The 22311-nt window shown below is 63.0% G+C and carries 19 protein-coding genes and 1 pseudogene; 10 read left to right on the top strand and 10 right to left on the bottom strand.

The window, feature by feature from the left end; all coding sequences use genetic code 11:
- Positions 1-22: 22 nt before the first annotated feature.
- The 7 genes from TZ53_RS26595 to TZ53_RS02145 form a co-directional block, all read right to left on the bottom strand.
- Positions 23-142 carry a benenodin family lasso peptide gene (locus tag TZ53_RS26595; RefSeq protein WP_126516753.1) on the bottom strand — a complete coding sequence of 40 codons (120 nt, stop codon included), beginning with the start codon at positions 140-142 and terminating at the stop codon, positions 23-25.
- A gap of 165 nt (positions 143-307) precedes the next feature.
- A complete protein-coding gene (locus TZ53_RS02170; protein WP_044660278.1) occupies positions 308-859 on the bottom strand; it encodes a GntR family transcriptional regulator in 552 nt (183 codons plus the stop codon).
- A gap of 60 nt (positions 860-919) precedes the next feature.
- A complete protein-coding gene (locus TZ53_RS02165) occupies positions 920-1786 on the bottom strand; it encodes a phytanoyl-CoA dioxygenase family protein (RefSeq protein WP_044662799.1) in 867 nt (288 codons plus the stop codon).
- A gap of 16 nt (positions 1787-1802) precedes the next feature.
- Positions 1803-2189 (bottom strand): acyl-homoserine-lactone synthase, encoded by a 387-nt coding sequence (locus TZ53_RS27815; RefSeq protein WP_337589254.1) that lies wholly within the window; start codon positions 2187-2189, stop codon positions 1803-1805.
- 268 nt (positions 2190-2457) lie between these two features.
- Positions 2458-2901: a helix-turn-helix transcriptional regulator gene (locus TZ53_RS02155; RefSeq protein ID WP_238320102.1), complete on the bottom strand. Its 444-nt coding sequence runs from the start codon at positions 2899-2901 to the stop codon at positions 2458-2460.
- 2 nt (positions 2902-2903) lie between these two features.
- Positions 2904-4115: an IS256 family transposase gene (locus TZ53_RS02150; RefSeq protein ID WP_011950834.1), complete on the bottom strand. Its 1212-nt coding sequence runs from the start codon at positions 4113-4115 to the stop codon at positions 2904-2906.
- A gap of 135 nt (positions 4116-4250) precedes the next feature.
- Entirely contained in the window at positions 4251-4658 is a 408-nt protein-coding gene (locus TZ53_RS02145) for an autoinducer binding domain-containing protein (protein WP_238320101.1), read from the bottom strand.
- Between the two features lie 92 nt (positions 4659-4750).
- On the opposite strand from TZ53_RS02145, the gene TZ53_RS27890 reads away from it, so the two are divergent.
- The 6 genes from TZ53_RS27890 (at position 4751) to TZ53_RS02115 (ending at position 8146) form a co-directional block, all read left to right on the top strand.
- On the top strand, positions 4751-5098 hold the full coding sequence (locus TZ53_RS27890) for a transcriptional regulator domain-containing protein (RefSeq protein WP_044660277.1): 348 nt from the start codon (positions 4751-4753) through the stop codon (positions 5096-5098).
- Positions 5031-5684 carry a DUF2285 domain-containing protein gene (locus TZ53_RS25500; RefSeq protein WP_172668293.1) on the top strand — a complete coding sequence of 218 codons (654 nt, stop codon included), beginning with the start codon at positions 5031-5033 and terminating at the stop codon, positions 5682-5684. The genes TZ53_RS27890 and TZ53_RS25500 overlap by 68 nt, the downstream gene beginning before the upstream one ends.
- 522 nt (positions 5685-6206) lie before the next feature.
- Positions 6207-6527: a DUF736 domain-containing protein gene (locus TZ53_RS02130; protein WP_013041108.1), complete on the top strand. Its 321-nt coding sequence runs from the start codon at positions 6207-6209 to the stop codon at positions 6525-6527.
- 175 nt (positions 6528-6702) lie between these two features.
- The gene (locus TZ53_RS02125; RefSeq protein WP_044660276.1) at positions 6703-6960 is read left to right on the top strand and encodes a helix-turn-helix domain-containing protein; all 258 of its coding nucleotides are present in this window, start codon (positions 6703-6705) and stop codon (positions 6958-6960) included.
- Positions 6957-7529: a S26 family signal peptidase gene (locus tag TZ53_RS02120; RefSeq protein WP_044660275.1), complete on the top strand. Its 573-nt coding sequence runs from the start codon at positions 6957-6959 to the stop codon at positions 7527-7529. Before TZ53_RS02125 ends, TZ53_RS02120 begins: the two co-directional genes overlap by 4 nt.
- Complete coding sequence (locus TZ53_RS02115; protein WP_044660274.1) at positions 7517-8146, top strand: lytic transglycosylase domain-containing protein; 630 nt, start codon at positions 7517-7519, stop codon at positions 8144-8146. The genes TZ53_RS02120 and TZ53_RS02115 overlap by 13 nt, the downstream gene beginning before the upstream one ends.
- A 395-nt stretch (positions 8147-8541) precedes the next feature.
- Here the strand turns inward: TZ53_RS02115 and TZ53_RS02110 are convergent.
- Together TZ53_RS02110 and TZ53_RS02105 are read right to left on the bottom strand one after the other, a co-directional pair.
- Positions 8542-8816 (bottom strand): annotated as a pseudogene (locus tag TZ53_RS02110) (HU family DNA-binding protein).
- Between the two features lie 56 nt (positions 8817-8872).
- Entirely contained in the window at positions 8873-15544 is a 6672-nt protein-coding gene (locus tag TZ53_RS02105) for an autotransporter outer membrane beta-barrel domain-containing protein (protein WP_044660273.1), read from the bottom strand.
- 640 nt (positions 15545-16184) lie between these two features.
- On the opposite strand from TZ53_RS02105, the gene rlxS reads away from it, so the two are divergent.
- Positions 16185-18197, top strand: coding sequence for a relaxase/mobilization nuclease RlxS (gene rlxS, locus TZ53_RS02100; RefSeq protein ID WP_044660272.1), 2013 nt, complete (start codon positions 16185-16187; stop codon positions 18195-18197).
- Positions 18198-18334: 137 nt separating this feature from the next.
- Here rlxS and TZ53_RS27425 read toward each other — a convergent pair whose 3' ends face one another.
- The gene (locus tag TZ53_RS27425; RefSeq protein WP_226870308.1) at positions 18335-18502 is read right to left on the bottom strand and encodes a CopG family ribbon-helix-helix protein; all 168 of its coding nucleotides are present in this window, start codon (positions 18500-18502) and stop codon (positions 18335-18337) included.
- A 282-nt stretch (positions 18503-18784) separates the two neighbouring features.
- On the opposite strand from TZ53_RS27425, the gene TZ53_RS02090 reads away from it, so the two are divergent.
- From TZ53_RS02090 to TZ53_RS02080, 3 genes are all read left to right on the top strand, one after another.
- On the top strand, positions 18785-19705 hold the full coding sequence (locus tag TZ53_RS02090; RefSeq protein ID WP_044660271.1) for a HEPN domain-containing protein: 921 nt from the start codon (positions 18785-18787) through the stop codon (positions 19703-19705).
- Positions 19706-19850: 145 nt separating this feature from the next.
- On the top strand, positions 19851-21872 hold the full coding sequence (locus TZ53_RS02085; protein WP_044660270.1) for a conjugal transfer protein TraG: 2022 nt from the start codon (positions 19851-19853) through the stop codon (positions 21870-21872).
- A complete protein-coding gene (locus tag TZ53_RS02080; protein WP_025549557.1) occupies positions 21869-22285 on the top strand; it encodes a hypothetical protein in 417 nt (138 codons plus the stop codon). The genes TZ53_RS02085 and TZ53_RS02080 overlap by 4 nt, the downstream gene beginning before the upstream one ends.
- The last annotated feature ends 26 nt before the right edge of the window (positions 22286-22311 follow it).

Raw genomic sequence — 22311 nt, 5'->3', positions numbered from 1 at the left:
CGCGAAGCTGCGCGCCATCGCTTCAGTCGTCGGAAAGGCCGAAATTATTTTCACCAAGCCCGACATCGCCGGTGATGCCGCCGGGCCCCTTGGTTTCCACGCTGACCGCGCCGAGTTCGATCACGTCATTGTCACGTTCCATGATAGTCACTCCTTGGTTTTGCTGCGACTATTTGCAGCACCATGGAGCGTAGGAAGCGGACGGCCCTATCCGAAATTTATACGGATCCGATATCGCGAACATATGGAATGATCGGGAGGAATGGATATTCCTCTTCGACAAGTTGCAGGCGGAATGTCCCGCCTGTTATTCGTCTCGATAGATGCCGCGAAGCAGTTTTGCCGCGGCGCGCTGGCGGCGCAGATGATAGGTCGATGAGGTCCTGCGCAGCAGCCCGATGTCACCGGCGCGCGCGCTGTGCGCCAGCGCCTGCAATTCTTCCCCAGTGTCGCCCAGAATGTCTTCTTCGCCGATACGCGCGACATGAAGGCGGGCGTTGGTGCGTTCCATCGCTTCGCCATGTTCGCGATTGCTGGAGGCGCTCGCGATTCGGTGAAGGAGGTGCGCGGCCCGGTCTGCGCCCGATGCGAAATCCGGGTCGAGTTCGATCGCTCGCAGCAGCGAAAGGCGGGCGCTACGCAGGGCGAGCTGGACGATGTCGCCCGACCAGGCGTAGAGATCCTTGAGGCCCGGCTCGTCGATCAGCGGCACAAGGAAGCCCCCGCCGCTTCGCGCTTCGACAAGGCCCTCGCCCGCCAGATGGTTGAGCGCCTCCCGGATCGGTGTCGTGCTCGATGCCAGGATTGCGGAAAGCTCCGCAGGATCGAGACGGGATCCGGGACGATAGCCCCGTTCCATGATGAGGCGCCTGAGACTCTGCTGAACCCGCTCGGAGGTTGGACCGGCGTTCATCCTGATTCAGCTTTGCCGCGCCGCAAAGGCCGCCACCATGTCCTGCTGGTCCGGCCGCAGCGCATCGATGGCGGCCAGCGGGCGATCAGGCGCGCCAGTCAACAGGACCGAGGGACACTGTCCCTCGAAATTGCCGAGATTGGGGCGGTGCTGGCGATAGCCGGCGAGCGCGGCCAGTTCAGGAGAAAACCGGCGTGCGACTGCGGGCGGATAGGCAAGCCAAGGATTTTCATAGGGTTTGAGCCATCCCAGACTATAGCCCGTGACGATCGCGCGCCGCACCGCAGCGGTCCGGTTCGCGCCGGCACCGTGCAGGGTTGATCCCAGCAGGATGAGGGCAGAGCCGGGCTCCATCCCGACCGCGATCGGATCTGTGACTGGACCGGGCAGGAGCGCCTGGGCGCCGTGGCTGCGCGGCCAGACCAGCGTCGCGCCATTATCGGCGGTGAAGGGCGTCAATGGCCAGATGATATTGACCAGATATTCGATCTCTCCCTTGGGCGCTTGCCACATATCCTGGTCGCGATGGGGTGCCTGCGCCGGCGCGCCGGGGTGGATGGCGATGGCCTGCCCGACATTGAGCTGGATGCAGTCGCACCAGGGGGCGAGAATCTGCCGGGCGATCCGGGTGATGAGCGGATGCCGCACCAGGGCTTCTGCATGGGACGACCGCGTCAGCAGCCGTCCGAAGCGCTTGGTCGTCTCGCCATAAAATGGTCCCTGGCAGAAGGGAGTCTCCGCAAAAGAGGGCGAGAGATCTGCGTCCAGCGCGGCGATGACGCCTTCGGGCAAGGCGTGCGGTAGGACGGACCAGCCCTGGTCGAACAATTGCTCGATCAGGCGCGACGCACTCGTGGGAAGGGGTTCGGTCATGATCGCGTCTCCCGTCTCACGCTGCCATCGGTGCCTGATCATAGATCCCGGCCTCAGCGAGCCGGTCGAGCGTGTCCGCGCCCATCTCTATCTCCAACGCGACGAGCAGCGAGCCCTCATGCCATTGCGGCGCGCCCAATGGCCGGCATTGCCAGCCAAAGGCCAGGATCTGCTGGAACCAGTTCATCTCGGCGATGGCGACATAGCGGCTGATGCGGTTCTCCAGCGCATGCTCCGCGATCGCGGTCACAAGGCGGTTGCGGACCACCCGCCGTTCGGCCGCCCGCAGGTTCCGGTCGAGGCAGAAGCGGGTGATCTCGAAAATGTCCCCGCCGCGCGGCGGTGGCGCGTCGCATAATCTGGCGTAGAAGCTGTCGAGAATATGGGGGCGCTGGGTCGGCAGCAGCCTCGCCGAGGCGAGATGGGTGCCGTCGGGTTCGGACAGGATGATGTAGCGCGCATGTTCTCGTCAAACTGGTCGACCTCGAACCGGCCGTCGAGAACCGGAATCTGCCATTTGAGGAGATCGACGAAGACGGATTTGCGGGCCGCGAACATGGCGCGCAACACGGTGTCCGGCAGCGGCCGGAACGGTTCTTTCACAATATGCAACATGGATAAGCTCCCTTGGTCATGGGCGATCAAGGGTCGGTTCGGAGGCTGAGTCGCCGCTATTCCCAGAAATGGGGATGGCTCCAGCCGCCAATGTCGCTGATCGTCAGGGTTCCGTCACCCAGCGTCCGGCCGACGAGCAATATCCGCTTGTTGACCTGGTAGCGTGCACAGGCTTCCTTGATATGGCTCGTCACGGTTTCCCTGCTGATGTCCAATATCTGGCTGGTCTCCCAGTCGCTCTTGCCTCGCGCCGCCCACTGCACGCAGTCGCGCTGCCGATCGGTGATGAGCGGCGCGGTCATGGCCTGTCGGGGCATCGACCAGAGTCGCCGAGCGGCATCGAACGCATAATTGCCAAGCAGTTGCGCCAGGAGGAGCCTGTCCTCGCGCAGGGGACGATCGCCCGCATTGGCGAAGGTGCAGGACCCTGGGGGCTGCCCACCGATATTGGTCGCGTCCGTCAATGTGGTGTAGAATTGGGTGTGGCCAGCGGGCTGCATTTTCAGGCGGCCTTGGGTGTAATCTGTAGCGGCTGTGCCTCCTCGATCATTGGTGTAGCAAGGGCGGCCATGCCCTCGATCTGCATGTAGCGGTGCTGGAGCTGGTATTCGTCATTCTGCTCCAGCAGGACGGCGCCGACGAGGCGGATGATGCTATCCTCGTTCGGGAAGATGCCGACGACATCGGCGCGGCGCTTCACTTCCTTGTTCAGGCGTTCCAGTGGATTGGTGGAATGTAATTTGACGCGGTGCTGCTCGGGGAAGGTCATGTAGGCCAGCACGTCGTGCTCGGCATCGTCCATGCAGGCGCCGAGCTTTGGCCAGCGGGTACGCAACTGGTCGGCGACCTGGCGCCAGACCTGTGTCGCGGCGGCATGGTCGGGCTGGAGGAAGACCTGGCGGATGGCAGCGGCGACGACGGTGTTCTGGCCCTTGGGCACGTAGGCCAGGGCATTGCGCATGAAGTGGACGCGGCACCGCTGCCAGGTGGCGCTGAGCACGCGAGTGATCGCTGCCTTGAGGCCCTCGTGGGCATCGGAGATGACCAGCTTCACGCCGGTCAGTCCGCGGCGTGCGAGGTCCTTGAGGAAGCTCGACCAGAATGGCTCGGCTTCGGAGGGTCCAATGTGAAGGCCAACGATTTCGCGCTTGCCCTCGGTGTTGACGGCAACGGCTATTATCGCGGCGACACTGACGATCCGCCCGCCCTCGCGCACCTTGAGGTAGGTAGCATCGAGCCAGAGGTAGGGCCAGTCGCCGGTGAGCGGCCGCTTAAGGAAGGCATGGACACGTTCGTCGATATCCTTGCACAGCTTGGACACCGAGGATTTGGAGATGCCGGTCATGCCCATGGCCTGCACCAGCTCGTCGACACGCCGGGTGCTGACGCCGGCGATCCACGCCTCCTGGATCACCGCGACCAGCGCCTTCTCGACGGTCTTCCTGGGTTCCAGGAAGCCAGGGAAGTAGGCGCCGGTCCGTAGCTTGGGAATCCTCAGGTTGAGCGTGCCGAGCCGGGTATCGAGGCTGCGGTCGCGGTAGCCGTTCCGCCAGGTCGTCCGGTCGCCGGAGCGCTCGTGTCGGCTAGCGCCGACCAGGCCATCGACGTCGGCCTCCATGATGATCTGTAATACGCTCTCGGCGATCGTGCGCAGGAAATCTCCATCTCCAGTCTTCGCCATCAGCTCGGCAAGCGGTAGTCTGTCGTCGGTCATCGGGATCAACTCCTCGGTGGGCGTGTGAAGTGTGGTAACTCCACCTTACCGATGAGCCCGGTGGCCACCGAGATCGAAATCGCATGGGGTGGGGCATGCCCCACCCCATGCGATCATCTCAATCTACACCAGAAATTACACCACGAGCGCGGACGCTAACCCGATATTGGAGGGAATGGTAAAACCGTCGCCGATCCCCGCCTGCCTTCCGCGTGCGAGATGCCTGTGGTCGCCGCTCGTCAAGGGAATGAGGGCGGGCATCTGTGTCCAGCGAAACCCCCAGCTGGTCATATGGCAGGCCCTGTGGACGGGATCGGTGATGCCCAGCGCGTTCGCGGCATAGAAATCCGCCCAACGGTCGGGATAATTGTGGATGTGGATCACGCCGCTGCCCGCCGCGACCACATCGACATGCTGGGTCAGGGCAAAATATTGAAAGCCCAGCTGCTCTGCAATCACGCGCATGACGGACCCCATGTCATCGCGCGTCCGAACCTGGTTGATGCATTGGAGGAAATGCATCGCTTCCTGATGCATGCTCATGCGCACGCGTCCCGGCCGCAGGCGGCATCTCAAGCTGCCGCGCGTCCTGCAGTCGGCCTTTCCTCATTGTTGTGGCCGAAAGGCGGGGCCTCATGCCGCCGACCGGCAGGTTTTGTCATGAAACTGACATATCATGGTTTTTTCTGTCCGGGGACATATTTGCTGCCGTGCAGCAAAGATCGCCGACTTCGATCATTCAAAGCGGCCAAAGCGCCGCCGGTTCGCCCGGAAAGCGAGCGGTGAGACGGAGCGCTGCGGGTCCTGCCGCCGAAAATTGGCAGGATCCGGCATGCTATGCCGGGCTGCGCGGAATCGATCGCGCGGGACTGATGTGGGAATGGCTGCGCCGCGATCCGGACTATGTCGCCTGGCATGCGCAGGCGAGCCGCATCACCAGAGGTGCCGTGGACCCGTCGCCATGGGGGCTTCACTTTCGCTGAACATCCCGACCTCCCGGCACCGGAGGCTCGGATCATCTGGCGTGCGGATATCGATCCTGCGACCCTGCCTGTCGTCATCGCCAACCATTCTGCGCCGGTGGAGGAAAGAATCGAGCTTGGGCAGCTGCTGCCGTGGCTGCGGATCGCGACCGATACCATGGGCCGGGAACATGCCGTGCTAAGCGATGGGCTTCGGCATCTGAGAATCGACATCATGGCAGGCAGCCTGACCCACACCCGGGGCGCTGTGTTGCTGCATTATGAGATATGGGGCTCGCAAATGGCGGCCCGGCGCCTGAGAACGCTCGAGCGCTTTCTTGATCTGGTCAGGACTGGCCGGTTTCGCGCGCCGCTCTATCCCGCTGATCCCGTGATCGGGCGGGGATTGGCGCTGCTGCGCGTCCATGATGCGCGCGCGTCGGGGGCCAGCCACCGCGAAATCGGCAAAGCCTTGTTCGGGGCACTGGCGGTGGAAGCGGGCTGGGAAGGCCGGACCGACCATGTGCGCCAGCGCGTGCGGCGCATGGTGAAATCCGCCCGCGCCATGGCGCAGGGCGGCTATCGGCTGCTGATGCGACCGAAATAGGAGAGCAGAGGATCGGCAGGGCAGCCTTGCCGCCGACTGGCTGCTGGAGAAGCATCGCGCTGCCCGGCAGGGCGTGGGTGGAGAGGGCGAGGCTGATCCCGCCATTGCCGCCACGCCCATGGATGGGAGGGCGGCATGATCCTCCTTTCCTATGAATTGCGCGCCCGCTTGATGATGCCGATGCAATCGTTCGAAGCGAACTGTGGCATGATGCAACGCGGCCTTCTTTTCTGGTTGTCGGACTGACGGGCCATGCATGCCATCGTTTCCCGATTGTGCTGCCGCGCGATCCATCCCGGCGCCTTGAAAAGCAGGCTTCTGGGCCGGGCCCACCCTCCCGCAACCGGCTCGGCTGCGCCTTATTTCCCCACCCCTGGCAGGGCTCCTCGCGGACCAAATAAGGCTGGCCGGCCGGTCCTTCGCTGACGCTTCGGCCTGCGGTGCGTGAGGCCTTTGCGGCCCGGCCCTCCTGGCCTGCTGTCGCCCGGAAATGGTTCGCGGGCACACGACAGGAGACAGAAAATGGCTGCAATCGGTTATGTCACCCGCAACGGAAATGGCTTCAAGGGCCAGCTTCGCACCCTCTCGATTCGCACCGATGTCGAGATCATCCCCAACAGCCACAAGAATGGCAGTACCCAGCCCGACTATCGCGTCCTGGCGTCGGGGGTTGAGATCGGGGCGGGCTGGATCCGGATCAGTGAAACCTCCGGCAAGGACTATGTATCGCTCAGCCTTGCCGCCCCGGAATTCGGACCCCGCCGACTCTACGCCAATCTGGGCCGGGCCGCCGGGCAGGATGATGAGGATGCCTTCGCCATCATCTGGAATCCGGCTGACTGATGGTCCGTCGCCGGTCCCGGCCGCTTTCCATGCGGCCGGGACCGGATGATCGCGACGGGGGTCGAAAAGGGCGCCCCCCATTTTCCGACCGTGCCGCGATGGGCCGGATCGCCCCAGCATGGGCCGATCTGACCCACATGCCCCTTCCGGGGCCGGGTCGCGAAGGAAAACAGCAATGGAAGATCATGCGAAGGAACGGCCCGGCGCCCAACTGCGGGACCTGGCCGAGCGCGCCCGGGTCGCGCGGAATACCTGCCCCTATCTGACCGCCAAGCAGGCGGCCTTTCATCTGGGGATCGCCGCCAACACCCTGAAGCGCTTGCGCCATCAGGGGCGGGGGCCGCTCTGCCGCATGCATGGCGGAAGCTGGCGTTATCATGTCGATGATCTTGATGCCTGGTCGGCGGCCCACAGGTCGGGAGAAGGCGCATGAGTCGGCCTCGCGACCTCCCGCTTTTCGCCTGGGGTGAGGCGTTGCGCGCGGCACGCGCAAGGCGCCGCCGCCTGCGGCGCCATGCCATCTGGATCGGGCTGGGCGCGTTTGCGCTGGGGGCGACCATTGCCTTCCCGCCATCCCCGCGCCTGGTCTGGAATGCGACTGCGAGCGCCCCGGTCGGTTTCTACCTGGTGTACCCGGGGGCAAGGCTCGCGCGCGGCGACATGGTGCTCGCGCGCGCGCCCTATCCGGCCCGCCTGCTTGCCGCGCGGCGGCATTATCTCCCCATGAACTTGCCGCTGGTAAAGCGCGTTATCGGCGTTCCGGGCGACATCGTCTGCGCGCGCGGCGACGGGGTGATGCTGGACGGAAAGCTGGTCGCCAGACGCCTCCTGCATGACAGCATGGGCCGGACCTTGCCCTGGTGGGAGGGCTGCGAGGGTCTGCGTCCCGGCCGCTATTTCCTCCTCATGGACAAGGTTCCGGCATCTTTCGACGGCCGCTATTTCGGGCCGGTGGGAGAGGCCGACATCATCGGCAAGGCGAGCCCGCTATGGCTGGGCTGACGCGATGCCTGCGGTCGATCGCAACGGGGCTGATCCTCTGGGCAACGCCGCTGCACGCCGACCCAGTTGCCGACTGGGCCGGAGAGATAGCCGAGGCGTCGGCCCGTTTCGGGATCGACCGGCTATGGGTCGAGGCGGTCATGCGCGCGGAGAGCGGCGGCCGCACGGTCTGGCAAGGCAAGCCCATCACCAGCTCCGCCGGGGCCATGGGGCTCATGCAGCTGATGCCCGGAACCTGGGCGGACATGCGAAGGCTTCATGGGCTCGGGCAGAATCCACACAATCCCCATGACAATATCCTCGCGGGCACCGCCTATCTTGCCGCCATGAACCAGCGCTTCGGCTATCCGGGGCTGTTCGGTGCCTATCATGCTGGTCCCGAGCGCTATCGGCAATTTCTCATCAAAGGCCGGCCGTTGCCGCCGGAAACGCGCGCCTATATGATGACCCTCGCATCACTGATCGGACCCTATCCTACGGCGTTACCGCCACCCTCACCGGTCGCAAATCCGCCGCCCCTTTTTATTTATCTGGCCGGAGAGCCTGTACCCGAGAAGGCAGAGGCGCCGGGCGAGGGAAGGGCGAATTCCGACCCGCTTTTCGCGGTACGGCGTTGATCCCGATCGGGTCGCGATCTTGCTGCATCAATTGCTTCAGACTGAGCTGTGCCCGGATTCCGCCTGCTGTGGATCAGACCCTGGAACCCTGCATGCCCTTGGCCTGAGGATTGCCCAGATTGCTGGGACCGCATCTGGGGATGTGCCTTTCCGACATCAGCAGATCAATTGCCCGATCGAAGCGGGACGCTGATCTTTCATCGCGCCTGGTTCAGCGCGATCATATTGGGCGCTGGTGATGGCAGGGCACAGGGACTGATCGCGCGGCCTGATGTGGCAGGCGCTAGCGTCGCCTGGGCACGCTGGGAGGGGTGTTGAGTGGTGGCGTCTGACCGATGCTCGGTGCCGTAATGTCGGCGCCGCGCATGACCACGGCACCGCAGTTGACTGGGGCATTAGCGGTTGAGCTGATCCTTGACGGCCTTGGCTGCGGTGAAACCAGGCTGCCTTGATGCCGAGATCTGGATCGTCTCACCGGTCGCGGGGTTGCGGCCCTCGCGGGCCGGGTTGTGCCTGACCTTGAACTTGCCGAATCCGCTCAGGGACACTTCGTGACCCTTGCTGGCAGAATGGACGATGGCGGCGAAGACGGCATCCCCATATTGCGGGCGTCAGCCTTGGAGATGCCGTGATCGGCGGCAAGCGCATCGGCAAGACCGGCATCGTTCATGGGAACGTGAACCTTCTCTGATAAGTTGGGCGCACCGCTTTGCTAATATTGGATCTTCAGAAACGGATCCTCAGGCCCGCAGTGAGGTTTTGACCGCTGCTTTCGGCTCCAAATTCGCTGTTGCCGCTGAAAAAGAGGGTTGCCGCCGACGAAACCCGCAGGTTCACGCCTGCTCCGACCGTGGCTAGCGTCCTGCTGCGGCTCACGCCCGCGACAGTCAGGTCATCGGATACGCCAGCATAGGCAGCAGTCGCGAAGCTGCTGTTGCCGCTCAGCTGATGCAGAACGCCCGCGGAAAGCCATGGATTGATGCGAGCCTCGGCCGGGCCATGCAGTTCGAGCGCGCCGCGCAGGAAGCTGGCCTTGGTCCGCCGCCTCTGGACATCCAGTGCCCAGACAGCATCACCCGTCTCGCTCGCGCTGCCGCGGCGCGAGGAGACATGCGTGAAGCCGACCTCGGGTTCGAAGCTCCAGCCATCGTTCAGAGCGAAGGCATGGCCCAGCGAAATATCCGCCGTCCAGCTGCGCAAGCGATAATGGCTGCTGAGTTTGCTGCTGCTGAGCAGGCTGCGGTCGGTGTCGGCCTTGCTGCCGTCGTAGCTGAACGAGGCGGCGACATGGAAACGGCCAAGCGACGCCTGCGCGACTGCGCCGGCCATGATACCTTCGGCCTTGGTCCTGGCCTGAAGCGCACCGATCTGCTGGCGGACGTCGATATAGCCGACGAACGCGCCGAGCGAGGCTGTCTGTGAGCCGAGACCGATGCCGGCAAGCGCGCCATAGGTCGAGATATTCGCTCGCGCGGTGCCGAGCGCCGCGTCGCCGGGGAGGCGGCGCCAGCCGCCGAGCGTCTGGCCGAAGGTGAAGAGGCCCGTTTCCTCACCCCGCGCGCTGGTCGAGGCGGTGCGCAGGGCCGAGGCGATGGCCAGGCCATTTTCGATGCCGATCTGCGAAGCGGAAGCATAGCTTTCCGCGTTGAGGCGAGCGGCGGCTGCCTGATTGACCGTACCATCTGCCAGCAACAAGGAAGGCGCCGCATTCAAAATGCCGCTGGTTGCGGTGCCGGCGATCAGCAGGTCGTTCAGATAATTGACCGTCTGCGTGACCTGGCCGCTGGCGCCGCTGCCAAGCACGAACTGGCCCAGCAGGTCGATACTGTGATCGCCCTGCCGGACAAAGCCCACAACGCTGGATGCCTTGTCGATGGTGGCGAAGCTGCCGGTAATGCCGCTGGTGGCGGTGATCAGTTCATAGGTGACGCCAGGGGTCAGCGGACGATTGCCGGTGATCTTCAGCGTCGCACCCGGCGCGATGCTGAGCGTACCATTGATGATGAGCGCATCACTGATGGTCGGCGTCATCTCGAACAGGGTGGTGGAGCTACCCGCCAGCGCGACATTGCCGTTGACCGTCATCGTGCCCGGAGAGGCGCCGGGGGAGAGGGTGCCCTGCACCATGATATTGCCGTTGACGGTCCCCGCGCTGCCAAAGGTCGCGCCTTGGTTGACCAGGATGGAGGGAGCGTTGAGCACCGATCCGGTGCGGCTGATAAAGCGGCCGCCGACAAGGGTCAGTTGCCCGGTGGTGAAGTCGCCCGACAGAGCGAGCGTGCCGCTGTCCTGCCGCGTGCGTTCGAAGCCCGTGAAGCCGGACAGGCGCGATTCCTGCGGTGCCGCGTCGGTGCCGCCCCCCGCCAGGATCAGCAGATCGTCGGTGCCATTGGCGATGACCGGCCCGCTGACCGAGGATCCGGCACCCACCGTGAAGCTGTTGCTCCCCCCGCCAAGGGTGACGGGTCCTGCAATGCTGCCCAGATTGACAAAACTGTTCGTGCCTGCTGCGAAGTTCAGGGAGCCTGCGATGGTGCCGAGATTGGCGAGACTGTTGGTACCGGAGGCAAAGACGATGCTGGTGTCGCTTGCGGTCTTGAGCGTCTGTCCGGCGGCCAGGGTAAGGTTGGCGTCGCGCAGCACAAGGCTGGCGATCGAAAGCGGGCCATCGGTAGTGATGGTGCCGGTGCCGGTGATGGACTGTTCTTCGAAGTTCACGAACTTGTCGAGGGTCGGCTGGTTGAGCAGGCCACCGCCAGTGATGTCGATGACCAGTGCGTCGGTGCCGGTGCCGCCATCGACAGTGCCGTTGAGTGTCGCGCCCAGGCCATGGGTGAAGCGGTCATTGCCTTCGCCCAGATACACATTGCCGTTGATGGTGCCGTAATTGGCCATTCTGTCGTCCAACACGCCCAGATCGACCGAGCCGGTGATCACGCCCGTGGCGAGGTTGGTGACGTTGTCAGCCGAGTTGATCGTCTGGATCGCGCCGGCGAGGAACTGGCCTGCGAAATCATGGTCGGATGCGGTCGGATCGACCTGCAGACTGGCAGGCACAATCCCGCCTTGAAGGCCGCGGATCGTCCCGGCATTGACCAGCGTGATCTGATTCGCGCTGCCAACAAAAGCGGTCGAACCGACATTCTCCAGGCCCGCGACCACAGGATTTTGCGCATTGGCGGCATTGCGGGTCGCACCGACGGCGGAGATGATCCCGCCTGCCTCATTGGTCACGGTGATGCTGGACTGGCCGCCGCTCGAGGCATCGATGCTGAGCGCGGCGGCGAGGGTAAGGCTTTCCGGGAATGAAGGATACCAAGGGTAGGGCGGCGTGGTCGCAGGACGATAACTGGCACCGCCGTCAGCGCTCAGCGTGCCGCTGTTGGTCACGTTGATCGTCGTGGTTGGTTCGCCGGCGATCGGGCCCTCGGCCGCGTCAAAGCCGTTCATTTGCTGCTCGGCCGATCGCGCATCACTCTCGATTGAAACCGCCGAAGCGCCCAGACGGCTGGTGCTGATCTGCCCGCTATTGCTGAAGGCGACGGTCTGGTTGGCCTGGCTGCTGCCTTCGATCCTCAGAGCCGGGTCATCCAGCTGGACAAGGCTGCTGATTGGCGCGTCGATTGTCCCGCTATTGGTGACGGCAATGGCGGTCGCGCTCGAATAGAGATAAGCGCTGCCGTTCAACGTACCGCTATTAGCAAAGGACAGGCTTTCCTGATCGATTGCCCCATAGAGACCCTGCGTCATGTCACGGGTCTCATGCGCCGTTTGGGTGAGCAAGACGGCCGCGCCGTAAAGGGATGAACCGATCGTACCGCTGTTGCTGAAAGCCAGCGCCTTGGCCGCGATTGCGGCATCGATCGCGTTCGTCAGGCTCCCGCCGTTGCTGATCGTCGCTTTGTCGGCATTAGTGTCAGTACCGCTATAATAGCTCTGGCCGAGTGAGAGCGAGACCGAAGGGAGATAGCTGTTAAGGCCCGGTTCGATCGTCCCGTAATTGGCGAAACTGAATTCGGTCGCATGGAACGAGGCCGACAGTCCGCCCGTGATGCTTCCGCTGTTGCCAATTGCGACATTGTCGATGATCTGGCTGTCGGATGCGCCTTGAATGGTGACGCCTGTGGTAGTGTAAAAATAGGGCGAACCATTGGGCGAGACGATGGTCCCGCTATTCTGGAAGGTGAAGCCATCCGGGCTGTTGGCAATGAGTTCCACGGCTGTCACGCCGCTGGCGCTGTTGCTGATGGTGCCTTCATTGGTGAAGCTGGCGGTATAGCCTCCGACCGCACCGCTGATCTTGCCTTGGTTGATGAAATTCAGGGTCGAGCCGGCGCCGGAAAGGTTGAGCGGATCTATCGAAGAGCCCAGCGTCAGCAACTGTTCCGAGGGGTTGGCCGTGCTGAAATCCGCTTGATTGACGATCGCGCCGTCGCCGACCAGCGTGAGATGCTTGCGGATCGAGCTATTGGTGGCGGTGAACGTAATGACCGTGTTTTCGCCCAAGGCACCGACGCCGAACCGCTCGAACCCGCCCGGGAACGAGGGGGAGGCATTGAGGTCGACGGTCCTGCTGGCATCATAGGCACGGACGAAGCTGTCGACGCCATCACCTGCGTCGATGCTACCCCTCACGCTGAGCGTGTCGCTGCTGGCAACGAAAATATCGTTGCCAGCACCAAACAGCAGGTCGCCGTTCAGCGTGCCGCCGCGATCCACATAGGCACCGCTGGCATAGCTGGCGCCGCCATAGGGAGAATAGCTGAGGTTCACATCGCCGTTGATCGTGCCGGCATTGCTGACCGCGCCGCCGCCGGAAAGGGCGATGGCTTCGAGGCCCGCGCCGCCGGTGATGGTTCCGCCGGCGTGGTTGACAACCACGGTGGGCGCATAACCGCCAATGATCGCCCGCGTGCCGGTGCTTTCGATCGTGCCGCTGTTGCGGACCGTCGAGGCGCTGTAATCGCTGGCATAGACCGCGCTGCCGGAAGTGCGGATCGTGCCGCTATTGGTGAGATCGCGAAAGCTTGATACGCCCACCGCCGCAGCGCCGCCGCTGACCTCGACGATCATGCCGCTGTTGGTCACGGTGAGAGCGCCCGCAATGGCGCTGCCGCCGTTGAGCAGGATCTCGCCCTTGTTCACGACCTCCTTGCCGCCGCTGATAGCGGAGGCACGCGCACCATAGGGGTTGGTGGGCTGGGTGAGGCTAATGCTGCCCTCATTGGTGAACCGGTCGAGCTGATCCAGCTGGACGGTGCTGCCGCCATAAAAGGCGGAATCGAAGGCTGCGTTGAGCGAGCCCCGGCTGACGATCGTCGTGCCGGTCTGGACATAGAAGCTACTGCTGTCGCCGGGGAAGTTGAAGCCGTAGCCCGAGGCGTTGATCAGCGTTACATTCTGGCCAGCGATATCGAGCGACAGGTCGACGCTGCCCTTGCCGTAGAGGCTGAGCTGGGCGCCGCCCGTGGTACCGGCCAGGCTGAGCTGCTTGCCCTCGGCGATATCCAGCCCGACCGTTTCGAAATTGATAGTATTGCCAAGCGTGATCGCGGCATCATCCTTGATCCGCGCCAGCAGTTGGTCGGTCCCGGCGCCCCCGTCTAGCACCCCGGAAATGCCGGCCAGGAAACCATCGTCCCGCATCGTCCCGTCGAAAATATAGCTGTCATCCCCGGCGCCAAGTCGAATATCGCCACTGACTGTCCCGCCCTGTTGCATGACGAAGCGGTCAGTGCTGGCCGCGCCGGTCAGATCGACATGACCGATGATCGAGCCGGCATTGGTTATGGTGGTCGAAGCGTAGGAATAGGGGCTGCTGTCGGGCAGGATGGCGATGGCGGCTGTATCGCCCCGAATGATGCCCCCAGCCTTGTTCACCAGCGTCGCGCTGCTGGAATAGCCGCCCCCAAAGAGTATGGCCACGCTCCCGGTCGCACTGACTGTCCCGTTGTTGGTGAGGGCCGTGCCGTAGCCCGACTTCAACAGCACGCCCGCGCCGCCGGTCGCTTCGATGCTGCCGTCGTTGGTCAGGGATACGCCATCGATCGAAACGGCGGCGTCGGTCGCGCTCCTCAGGCTTGCCTTGATGGTGCCGTTATTTTGCAGGCTGAGTGGCGAGGAATAGCCGGAGCCATAAGCCTCCATGGCCCGGCCTTGTGTATCGATCAGTCCCTGGTTGAGTAGCGTGCCCGTGCCGAAGACATAGAGGCGCGACGTGCCGCTGAAATTGGTGTCGAGCGTAAGCTTCGCCTGATTGGAGAGGCCCGCCTGCAGCAGGGAAAAGCGGGTCGGCAGCAGCGGCGCGCCGGTCAGCGTGGCATCGGCGGCAATAGTGAGAGCAATGGCGTTCGTGCCAGCGCCGCCGTCGATCTGACCGGTGATCCCGGTCGTCAGCCGGTTATTCTCATCGAGCGCGGCGATGATGATGTCATCGCCATCGCCCAGCAGCACGTCACCCTCGATGGTGCCTGCCGTGCTGTCGATCGTGCTGGCGCCGCTGGCCACGATATCGCCCTGGATCGTGCCCGAATTGGTCAGGTACAGGTTCGATCCGGCATGGATCGACTGGCCGCCATTGCTGTTTCCGATCAGGCCGCTGTTGTTAACGGACAGCGGGTTGTGCTGGCCGATAATCGTCGCCCCGGCAGTGGAAGTGATTGTACCGCTATTGATGATGTATGACAGGCCATAGCTGGCAAAGAAGCTGTCATAGCGCAGGCCAACGTCGATGGCCGCATTGCCGCGGCCGTCGATCAGGCCGGCATTGGTGATTGTTTCGATGGGTGCTGCAATGCCATGGATCGTCCCGCTTTCCTGGTTGGTGATCGATGTGTAGCTGACGCCGGAAAGACCGGAGGGACCACGGATCGCGCTTCCCGAGGTCGCGGTGATGAGGCCGCTATTGTCGATCGAGGCCGTGGAGCCGCCCAGATAGTTGTTGCTCGATCGCTCGATCCAGATACCGGTATCGCCACTGATGACGCCCTGTTCTCCGATCAGAATCCTAGCCTGACCGGTGGGATAGAGGTAGGGGTAGGAATAGTATCCCCTCGGCGATGCAGCTCCGGCATAGGGATCGTAGTTAAGAATCCGGTCGCCATTCTGGATGGTAAGCACAGCAGCGCCAGTAGCGCTGACCGTCCCATTGACGACGAGATTTGCTCGCGTGCTGTTCAGGCGGATCGCGGACAGACCGGACCCGGTAACGGTCGCGTCCTGCGCAATAATCGTCTGGGTGTCAGAGGTTATGGTGAAGGGCTGGTTGTCGCCCGTGCAGGTGACGATGCCATTGGCGGTGGTGCAGGCGGCCTGCGCAGACGAACCGGTACCGAGCGCGGTGATGACACTGGCGCTGGCGAGCAGCGCCCATTTGGACGCGCAATTCTTCAGATTCATGTTGTACCCCTGTAAACCCCGCCAATTGGTTACACGGAGAATTCGAAAGGTTGCAAGCCGCTAAATCATTCCAATTTGAAGATAAATTCCTTTCCTTGCTCAATGCTCCGGCCTTGGTCCCGGAGATGGAGATGGCATCCCATCGCAGCTCGATGTCAAAAGATCGGAAAGGCATGTGTGGGCATCGCCATTCTCGTCCCTGCCCGACAATGGATACCCTTTGTCCACGAAACCTGGCGCTCCAACGCGAACGGGACCAAGACAGGAATCGCGAGACCAGGTTGCCTCCAATTGCCTGGCGGACGAAGGGGGAAGAAACGGCAAGACGGGTGTTTCGATTATGGCGTTAGGAGGCAGTCGCGCGTAGCAAAATAGCCGCGATCGAGGAGAGGTGACGGGGAGAGCAGAGGGAAGCGGGAGGGGGGCGGCCTAAGGCAAGATAAAGGTGCCGGCACCAGAGGCCGTCTAACCTCTTGTCTGCACATCATTTTTCCTGGTGCCATATTTCGGGATGGGCGCTTGTCCAGTGCCAAGTCCATCTGAAAGGCGCGGATTTCCGGGTTTTCTGGCGGCACCGCTTCCCATGGCGCGGAAGATGCCGCACTCTGGCTACGAGAGGGGCCAGAGCAGGAACCATGCGATGGCCGATGATGAGGATTTCGCGCCCCGGCTTGGACGGCAGCGCGCGTCGCGTGGGCCCAAGGCGGGGCGTTATGCCGGCAGGGTGGTCGCCGCCGCCAATCTGGCGCGCGGCGCGGGGCCAGGACGAAAGGGACGAGCCGGTTTTTCCGGCCATCGCTATGGGCGCGGCGCTGGCATCGGCCGGCTGCTTAGCGTTGGGACAAGCAATGCGTTCTTCCAGCGCCGGCGTGTCATCGTCAAGGCGCGGCTTGTGAGGCTGGGCGGCAAGGGCGGGAACCATGCGGTCGACCATCTGCGCTATCTGCAGCGGGACGGAACCAATAGGGCGGGTGAGCGCAGCGCGCTTTACGGTCCCGGGGAGGACCATGCCGACGGCAAGGCCTTTCTGGAGAAGGGCAGTGGAGACAGGCATCAGTTCCGCTTCATCGTCGCGCCGGAGGATGGCGATCGATATGAGGATCTCAAACCCCTTGTTCGCCGTCTCATGACACAGATGGAAGAGGATCTCGGCACGCGGCTCGAATGGGTCGCGGTCGATCATTATAATACAGGCCATCCGCACAGCCATATCCTGCTCCGGGGTGTCGATCAGCATGGCGACAATCTTGTCATTGCGCGCGACTATATCGGCAGGGGATTGCGCGAGCGTGCGGCTGAACTCGTTGAACTCGATCTTGGTCCCAGAAGCGATCGCGAAATTCTCGTCTCGCGCCGCGCGGAAATCACGCAGGACAGGTTCACGCCGATCGACCGTTCGCTGCTCCGCATCGCCGATGACCATATCGTCAAACCCGTTGCCCGCGATCCCCTCGAACATGACTTGCAGGCGAGCAGGCTTGGGCATCTCGCGCGTATGGGGCTGGCCGAGCCTCTGCCCACCGGCCGCTATCGGCTTGACCCAGATCTCGAATCTGTCCTCCGCACCATGGGTGAACGGGGAGACATCATCCGCACGATGCAGCGCGAATTTTCGCGGCTGCGGCTGGAGCGGTCAAGCGCCGACCAGCTTATCTATGATCCGGCCGAGGCAGGCGCCTCGCCGCTCATCGGGCGCATACTCATGCGCGGGCTTGCCGACGAACTGGAGGACCGTCATTTTCTGCTGATCGACGGCATCGACGGACGCACCTATTATGTGCCGATCGGCAAGGGCGAAACCGGCGATTTGCTTCCACCATCGCACGTCGAGGGGGACGGTCCTCAGCAAGGCCCCGCCGTTGTCGCCATCAGGCCGAGGGAAGCAGCCGTCCGCGAGGTCGATCGGACGATCGCCGCCGTCGCGGCTGGCAATGGCGGACGCTATGATGGCGAAGCGCATCGACTCCATGACCCGGGCGCGCGTTCGGACTATGTCGAGGCGCATGTCCGCAGGCTCGAGGCGCTTGCGCGTGCCGGGGATATTGCCGGGCGTTCGGGCGACGGGAGTTGGGTCATCGCCCCCGACCATCTCGGTCGCGTGGCGGCGTTCGAGCGTCGGCAACTCACAGCCCAGCCCCTCTTGATCGAGATGCTCTCGCCCGTGGGTGTCGCGGACCTGGCGACCGCCCATGCGGCGACCTGGCTCGATCGCACGCTGGTCGATGGTGATCCTCCCCAGTTGCGCAATGCAGGCTTTGGTCGTGACATGACGGATGCCCTGGCGCGTCGGCGGCAATGGCTGGTGGAGGAGGGACTGGTCGAGCGGGGCGAAGGCGAAATCCGCTATCGCAAGGATCTGCTTGCAGTCCTGCAGCGACGTGAGCTTTTGCGCGTGGCGGGCCAGTTGTCGCACGAACTGGCCTTGCCCTTTGCCGAGACCGTCGAGGGCGAGAAGCTCGAGGGCATATACAGGCGCCGCGTCGACCTCATTTCCGGGCGCTTTGCGGTACTCGAACGGTCGCGGGATTTTGTGCTCGTGCCCTGGCGGCCAGTGCTGGAGCGGCGCGTCGGGCAAAGCGTGTCGGGCCTGATGCGCGAAGATGGCGTGAGCTGGTCCTTCGGGCGGGGTCGAGGCGGGCCGACGATCAGTTGACCTTGGGAAGACCGTCGTCAGTTACGTGGAGACTGCCGCTCGCGATACGACACGCGAGGATGCATCAGGTGCGACCGGCCCTAGGCGCTCATGCGGGCGCAAAGGAACCGACGACGCCTTGCTGATCCACTGAATCTTTACGCGGTGGGCGAGGGCCGCGGGCTGTCGGTCGCAAGGCTGTCAGCCCAGGCCTGAATATTCTGATGATCGATCACCCGGCCCGCGTCTACATCTGCCAAGGCTTCAAGCGTCATCTTGTGCCGATCTTCCTCCTGGTCGATCCATGCCGCCAGAGCCTGCTTCATGATCCACCGTCGCGAAGGTTCAATGCGAGCAACCGGGGCATCGATCTTATCGGCCGTTCCACCGGCACATGGGCTGTCAAGACCCCGGTTCCTGTTGCCATCTTCATCACTCCCAATCGTCATGAAAGTTGTTCAAAAGGCGCTTGGCTTGGCAAGCAAATGCAACAGCCGTGGCCGGGAAGCGCTGCTCTTGTCCCTGTGCCATGATTGTGTACGCTTCGCTTCTCCAGGACAAGTTCATAGGTGCTTGCCAAGGAAAGGAAATCCCGCGAGAATCCGGACATGAAGACGGATCTTGATCACCTGCCGGATATCCAGCGCGGCGAGTTGGAGCGGGTCCAGAAAATTCTCCTTGGCGAATTTGCCGAGGCGACCTCTCGCGCAAGCCAGTCCTGGAAGCGCAATGGGCGGATCCTGAAGATCGTTCTCTTCGGGAGTTATTCGCGCATGGATTGGGTCGATGAACCTGAAAATGGCTACCAGTCCGATTTCGATCTACTGATCATCGTCAGCCATGCCGACCTCACTGACATCGCCGGTTATTGGTATGTCGCCGAGGACAAGATCCTGCACGATGACGCTGTGCGCCGGCCGGTCAACATCATCGTCCATACGCTCGATGAAGTGAATCAGGGCCTGCGGAAGGGCGAATATTTTTGGGTTGATATCGCTCGTGATGGAATCGTCCTCTACGAACTCCCCGGAACGAGTTTGGTAGCGCCGCAGCCGCTAACACCTCGGGACGCTTATGAGATGGCGCTGGCCTACCATCAAAGTTGGATGGACAGTTCAAACCGCGCGCTAGTCACGGCAGATGATCAGGCTGCGAAAGGATCTGAAGACCTAGGTTGGCGAAAGGATGCAGCATTCTCGTTCCACCAAGCAACGGAACGATTGTACATCTGCTTTCTCCTCGTCCGAACACTGTATTTTCCGCGCTCCCATAATATCAAATTTCTCCGATCCCTTGCCGAAGACATTGAGACGCGTCTGATCTCCGCTTGGCCACGGGGCACAAGGGCAGAGCGTCGCCTGTTCGAACTGTTGAAGCGCGCCTATGTCGAGGCGCGTTACTCGGCTGCGTATGCCATTAGCATCGAGGATCTTGAGGCGATTGCCCGGTCCGTTCGCATGTTGCGGGATGCCGTCGAAACATCGGCATGCGAAAGAATCGAACAGCTTCGGGTGGACGCGGGGGCCTGATCGATCGGGCGATGATCGCCCTAACCCGTAGATGACGTCCGAATTGAGCCGATCTGGGCCGATCTGCACCATGTCCTTCTGAAAAGCTTTCGCGGATTCTTGAACCCGCTCGAACCGGACTGGTCCGGCGGGCGGGAGCAAAACCGTGACCCCGACCAAATTGCTGATCGGCCAGATTCTCATTGTGCTGGTCATCGTGCTTGCAGGCCTATGGGCAGCCACCCAATGGGCGGCGGTGATGCTCGCCTATCAACCCCAGCTGGGGCCCTCCTGGTTCATGCTCGGCGATATTCCGATCTATCGCCCCTGGTCGCTTTTCGCCTGGTGGTATCATTTCGACGCTTATGCGCCGATCGTCTTCGACAAGGCAGGCGCGCTGGCCGCGGCCAGCGGGTTCGTCGGCTGCGCATCCGCCATCTTCGGTTCGCTATGGCGCGCGCGCCAGTCCCGGCAGGTGACGACCTACGGCTCGGCGCGCTGGGCGAGCCACAGGGATGTGCGGCGGGCGGGACTGTATCGGCCGGCCGGTGTCATGCTCGGCCGCCATGGCGACCATTATCTGCGTCATGAGGGGCCTGAGCATGTCATGGCCTTTGCGCCCACGCGTTCGGGCAAGGGCGTTGGCCTGGTCGTGCCGACCCTGTTGTCCTGGACCGGGTCCGCGGTCATTCACGACATCAAGGGGGAGAACTGGACCCTGACGGCAGGCTGGCGCGCCCGTTTCTCGCATTGCCTGCTGTTCAATCCAACAGATGCACGCTCTGCCCGCTACAATCCCCTGCTTGAGGTTCGCCGCGGCTCGGACGAGGTCCGGGACGTCCAGAATATCGCCGATATCCTCGTCGATCCCGAGGGCGCGCTGACAACCCGGAACCACTGGGAAAAGACCAGCCATTCCCTGCTGGTCGGCGCCATTCTCCATATTCTCTATGCCGAGGAGGAAAAGACGCTCGCCCATGTGGCGACCTTTCTTTCCGATCCCCGCCGAAGCTTTGCGGCAACGCTCCATCTCATGATGACCGCCAACCATCTCGGGACCAAGGAGCATCCGCAGGTCCATCCTGTCGTCGCCTCCGCCGCCCGGGAATTGCTGAACAAGAGCGAGAATGAACGATCGGGCGTGCTTTCGACCGCCATGTCCTTCCTTGGCCTCTATCGCGATCCCACTGTCGCGCAAGTGATGTCGCGCTGCGACTGGCGGATCGCCGATCTCATGGAGGGCACGCAGCCCTGTTCGCTTTATCTGGTGGTGCCGCCGTCCGACATCAGCCGTACCAAGCCGCTGATCCGGCTGATCCTCAACCAGATCGGACGGCGGCTGACCGAGCGCCTCGATCAGTCGGCCGGGAAAGATCAACGGCACCAACTCCTCATGATGCTGGATGAGTTCCCCGCGCTTGGCCGGCTGGATTTCTTCGAAACGAGCCTTGCCTTCATGGCCGGTTACGGGATCCGGGCCTTCCTGATCGCGCAGAGCCTTAACCAGATCGAAAAGGCCTATGGCGAGCACAATGCCATTCTCGATAATTGCCACGTCCGTATCGCCTTTGCGACCAATGACGATCGGACGGCGAAGCGTATATCCGATGCGCTGGGGACGGCGACCGAACAACGCGCCATGCGCAACTATGCGGGGCACCGTCTGGCGCCGTGGCTGGCCCATGTCATGGTCAGCCGCCAGGAAACCGCGCGCCAGCTTCTGACACCCGGCGAAGTCATGCAGCTTTCGACCGAGGAGGAACTGGTCCTCGTCGCCGGCATGGCGCCGATCCGCGCGAAGAAGCTGCGCTATTATAGCGATCCCAATTTCGCCGCTCGTATCGGAGCGCCGCCGCTGCTGAGCGACAAGGCCTATTCCGACATTCCCCCGTCGCGGCAAGATGATTGGAGTGCGCCTGCCGAGCGGGGAGGCACATTGGCTGCCGCAGCTGTCACGGGGAAGGCGGCCGACGAAGGCGGGCGCGAGCAGCATCGGCATCCGGCGTTTGAAACCGAGATTCGGACCGGCAGGCAGAATTCCGAATTGGAGATGGATCGCTCCATCATCGAGGATGAGGATGTCGTTTCCGACAAGCGCGCGATGGAGCAGGCGCAGCGCATGGCGCCGGTCATCCGCGGCCATGCCATCGATGTCGCGTCAACCCATGAAAAGGCGTTGGGGCTATGAAGCGCGCGCCCAAGATCCGCCAGAATCTCTATATCGACCGCGAGATCGGCGATGCGCTCGATGCCATGGGTACCGGCCATGCAGGGAATAAAAGCCGATTGGTCAACGATGCGTTGCGGACATGGCTGCGCCATCGCGGCGCGAGTGAGGCGGAAGCGGCGCTGCGCATGCGCCTCAATGAACTGTCGAAGGAACTGGCAGCCGCCCGCCGCGACATCGACATTATGGTCGAAAGCCTCGCTTTGTTCATCCGCTACCAGCTTATGGTGACACCCCCGCTCGGGGAGAATGACGAGGTTGGACGGGCTCAGGGCCGCCAGCGCTTCGAGGCGTTCATCAGCCAGGTTGGCCGCCAGCTTGCAACCGGCAAGCGGACGATCGCGGCCCCATCGGCCGAAGGAGGCGAGGGGTGACCCGGCACGAAACATTCACCGCGACG

The sequence above is a fragment of the Sphingobium sp. YBL2 genome (assembly GCF_000943805.1).
Taxonomy (GTDB): domain Bacteria; phylum Pseudomonadota; class Alphaproteobacteria; order Sphingomonadales; family Sphingomonadaceae; genus Sphingobium; species Sphingobium fuliginis.
The sequence above is the reverse complement of the archived record's forward strand: the minus strand, read 5'-3'. Positions and strand labels throughout refer to the sequence as shown.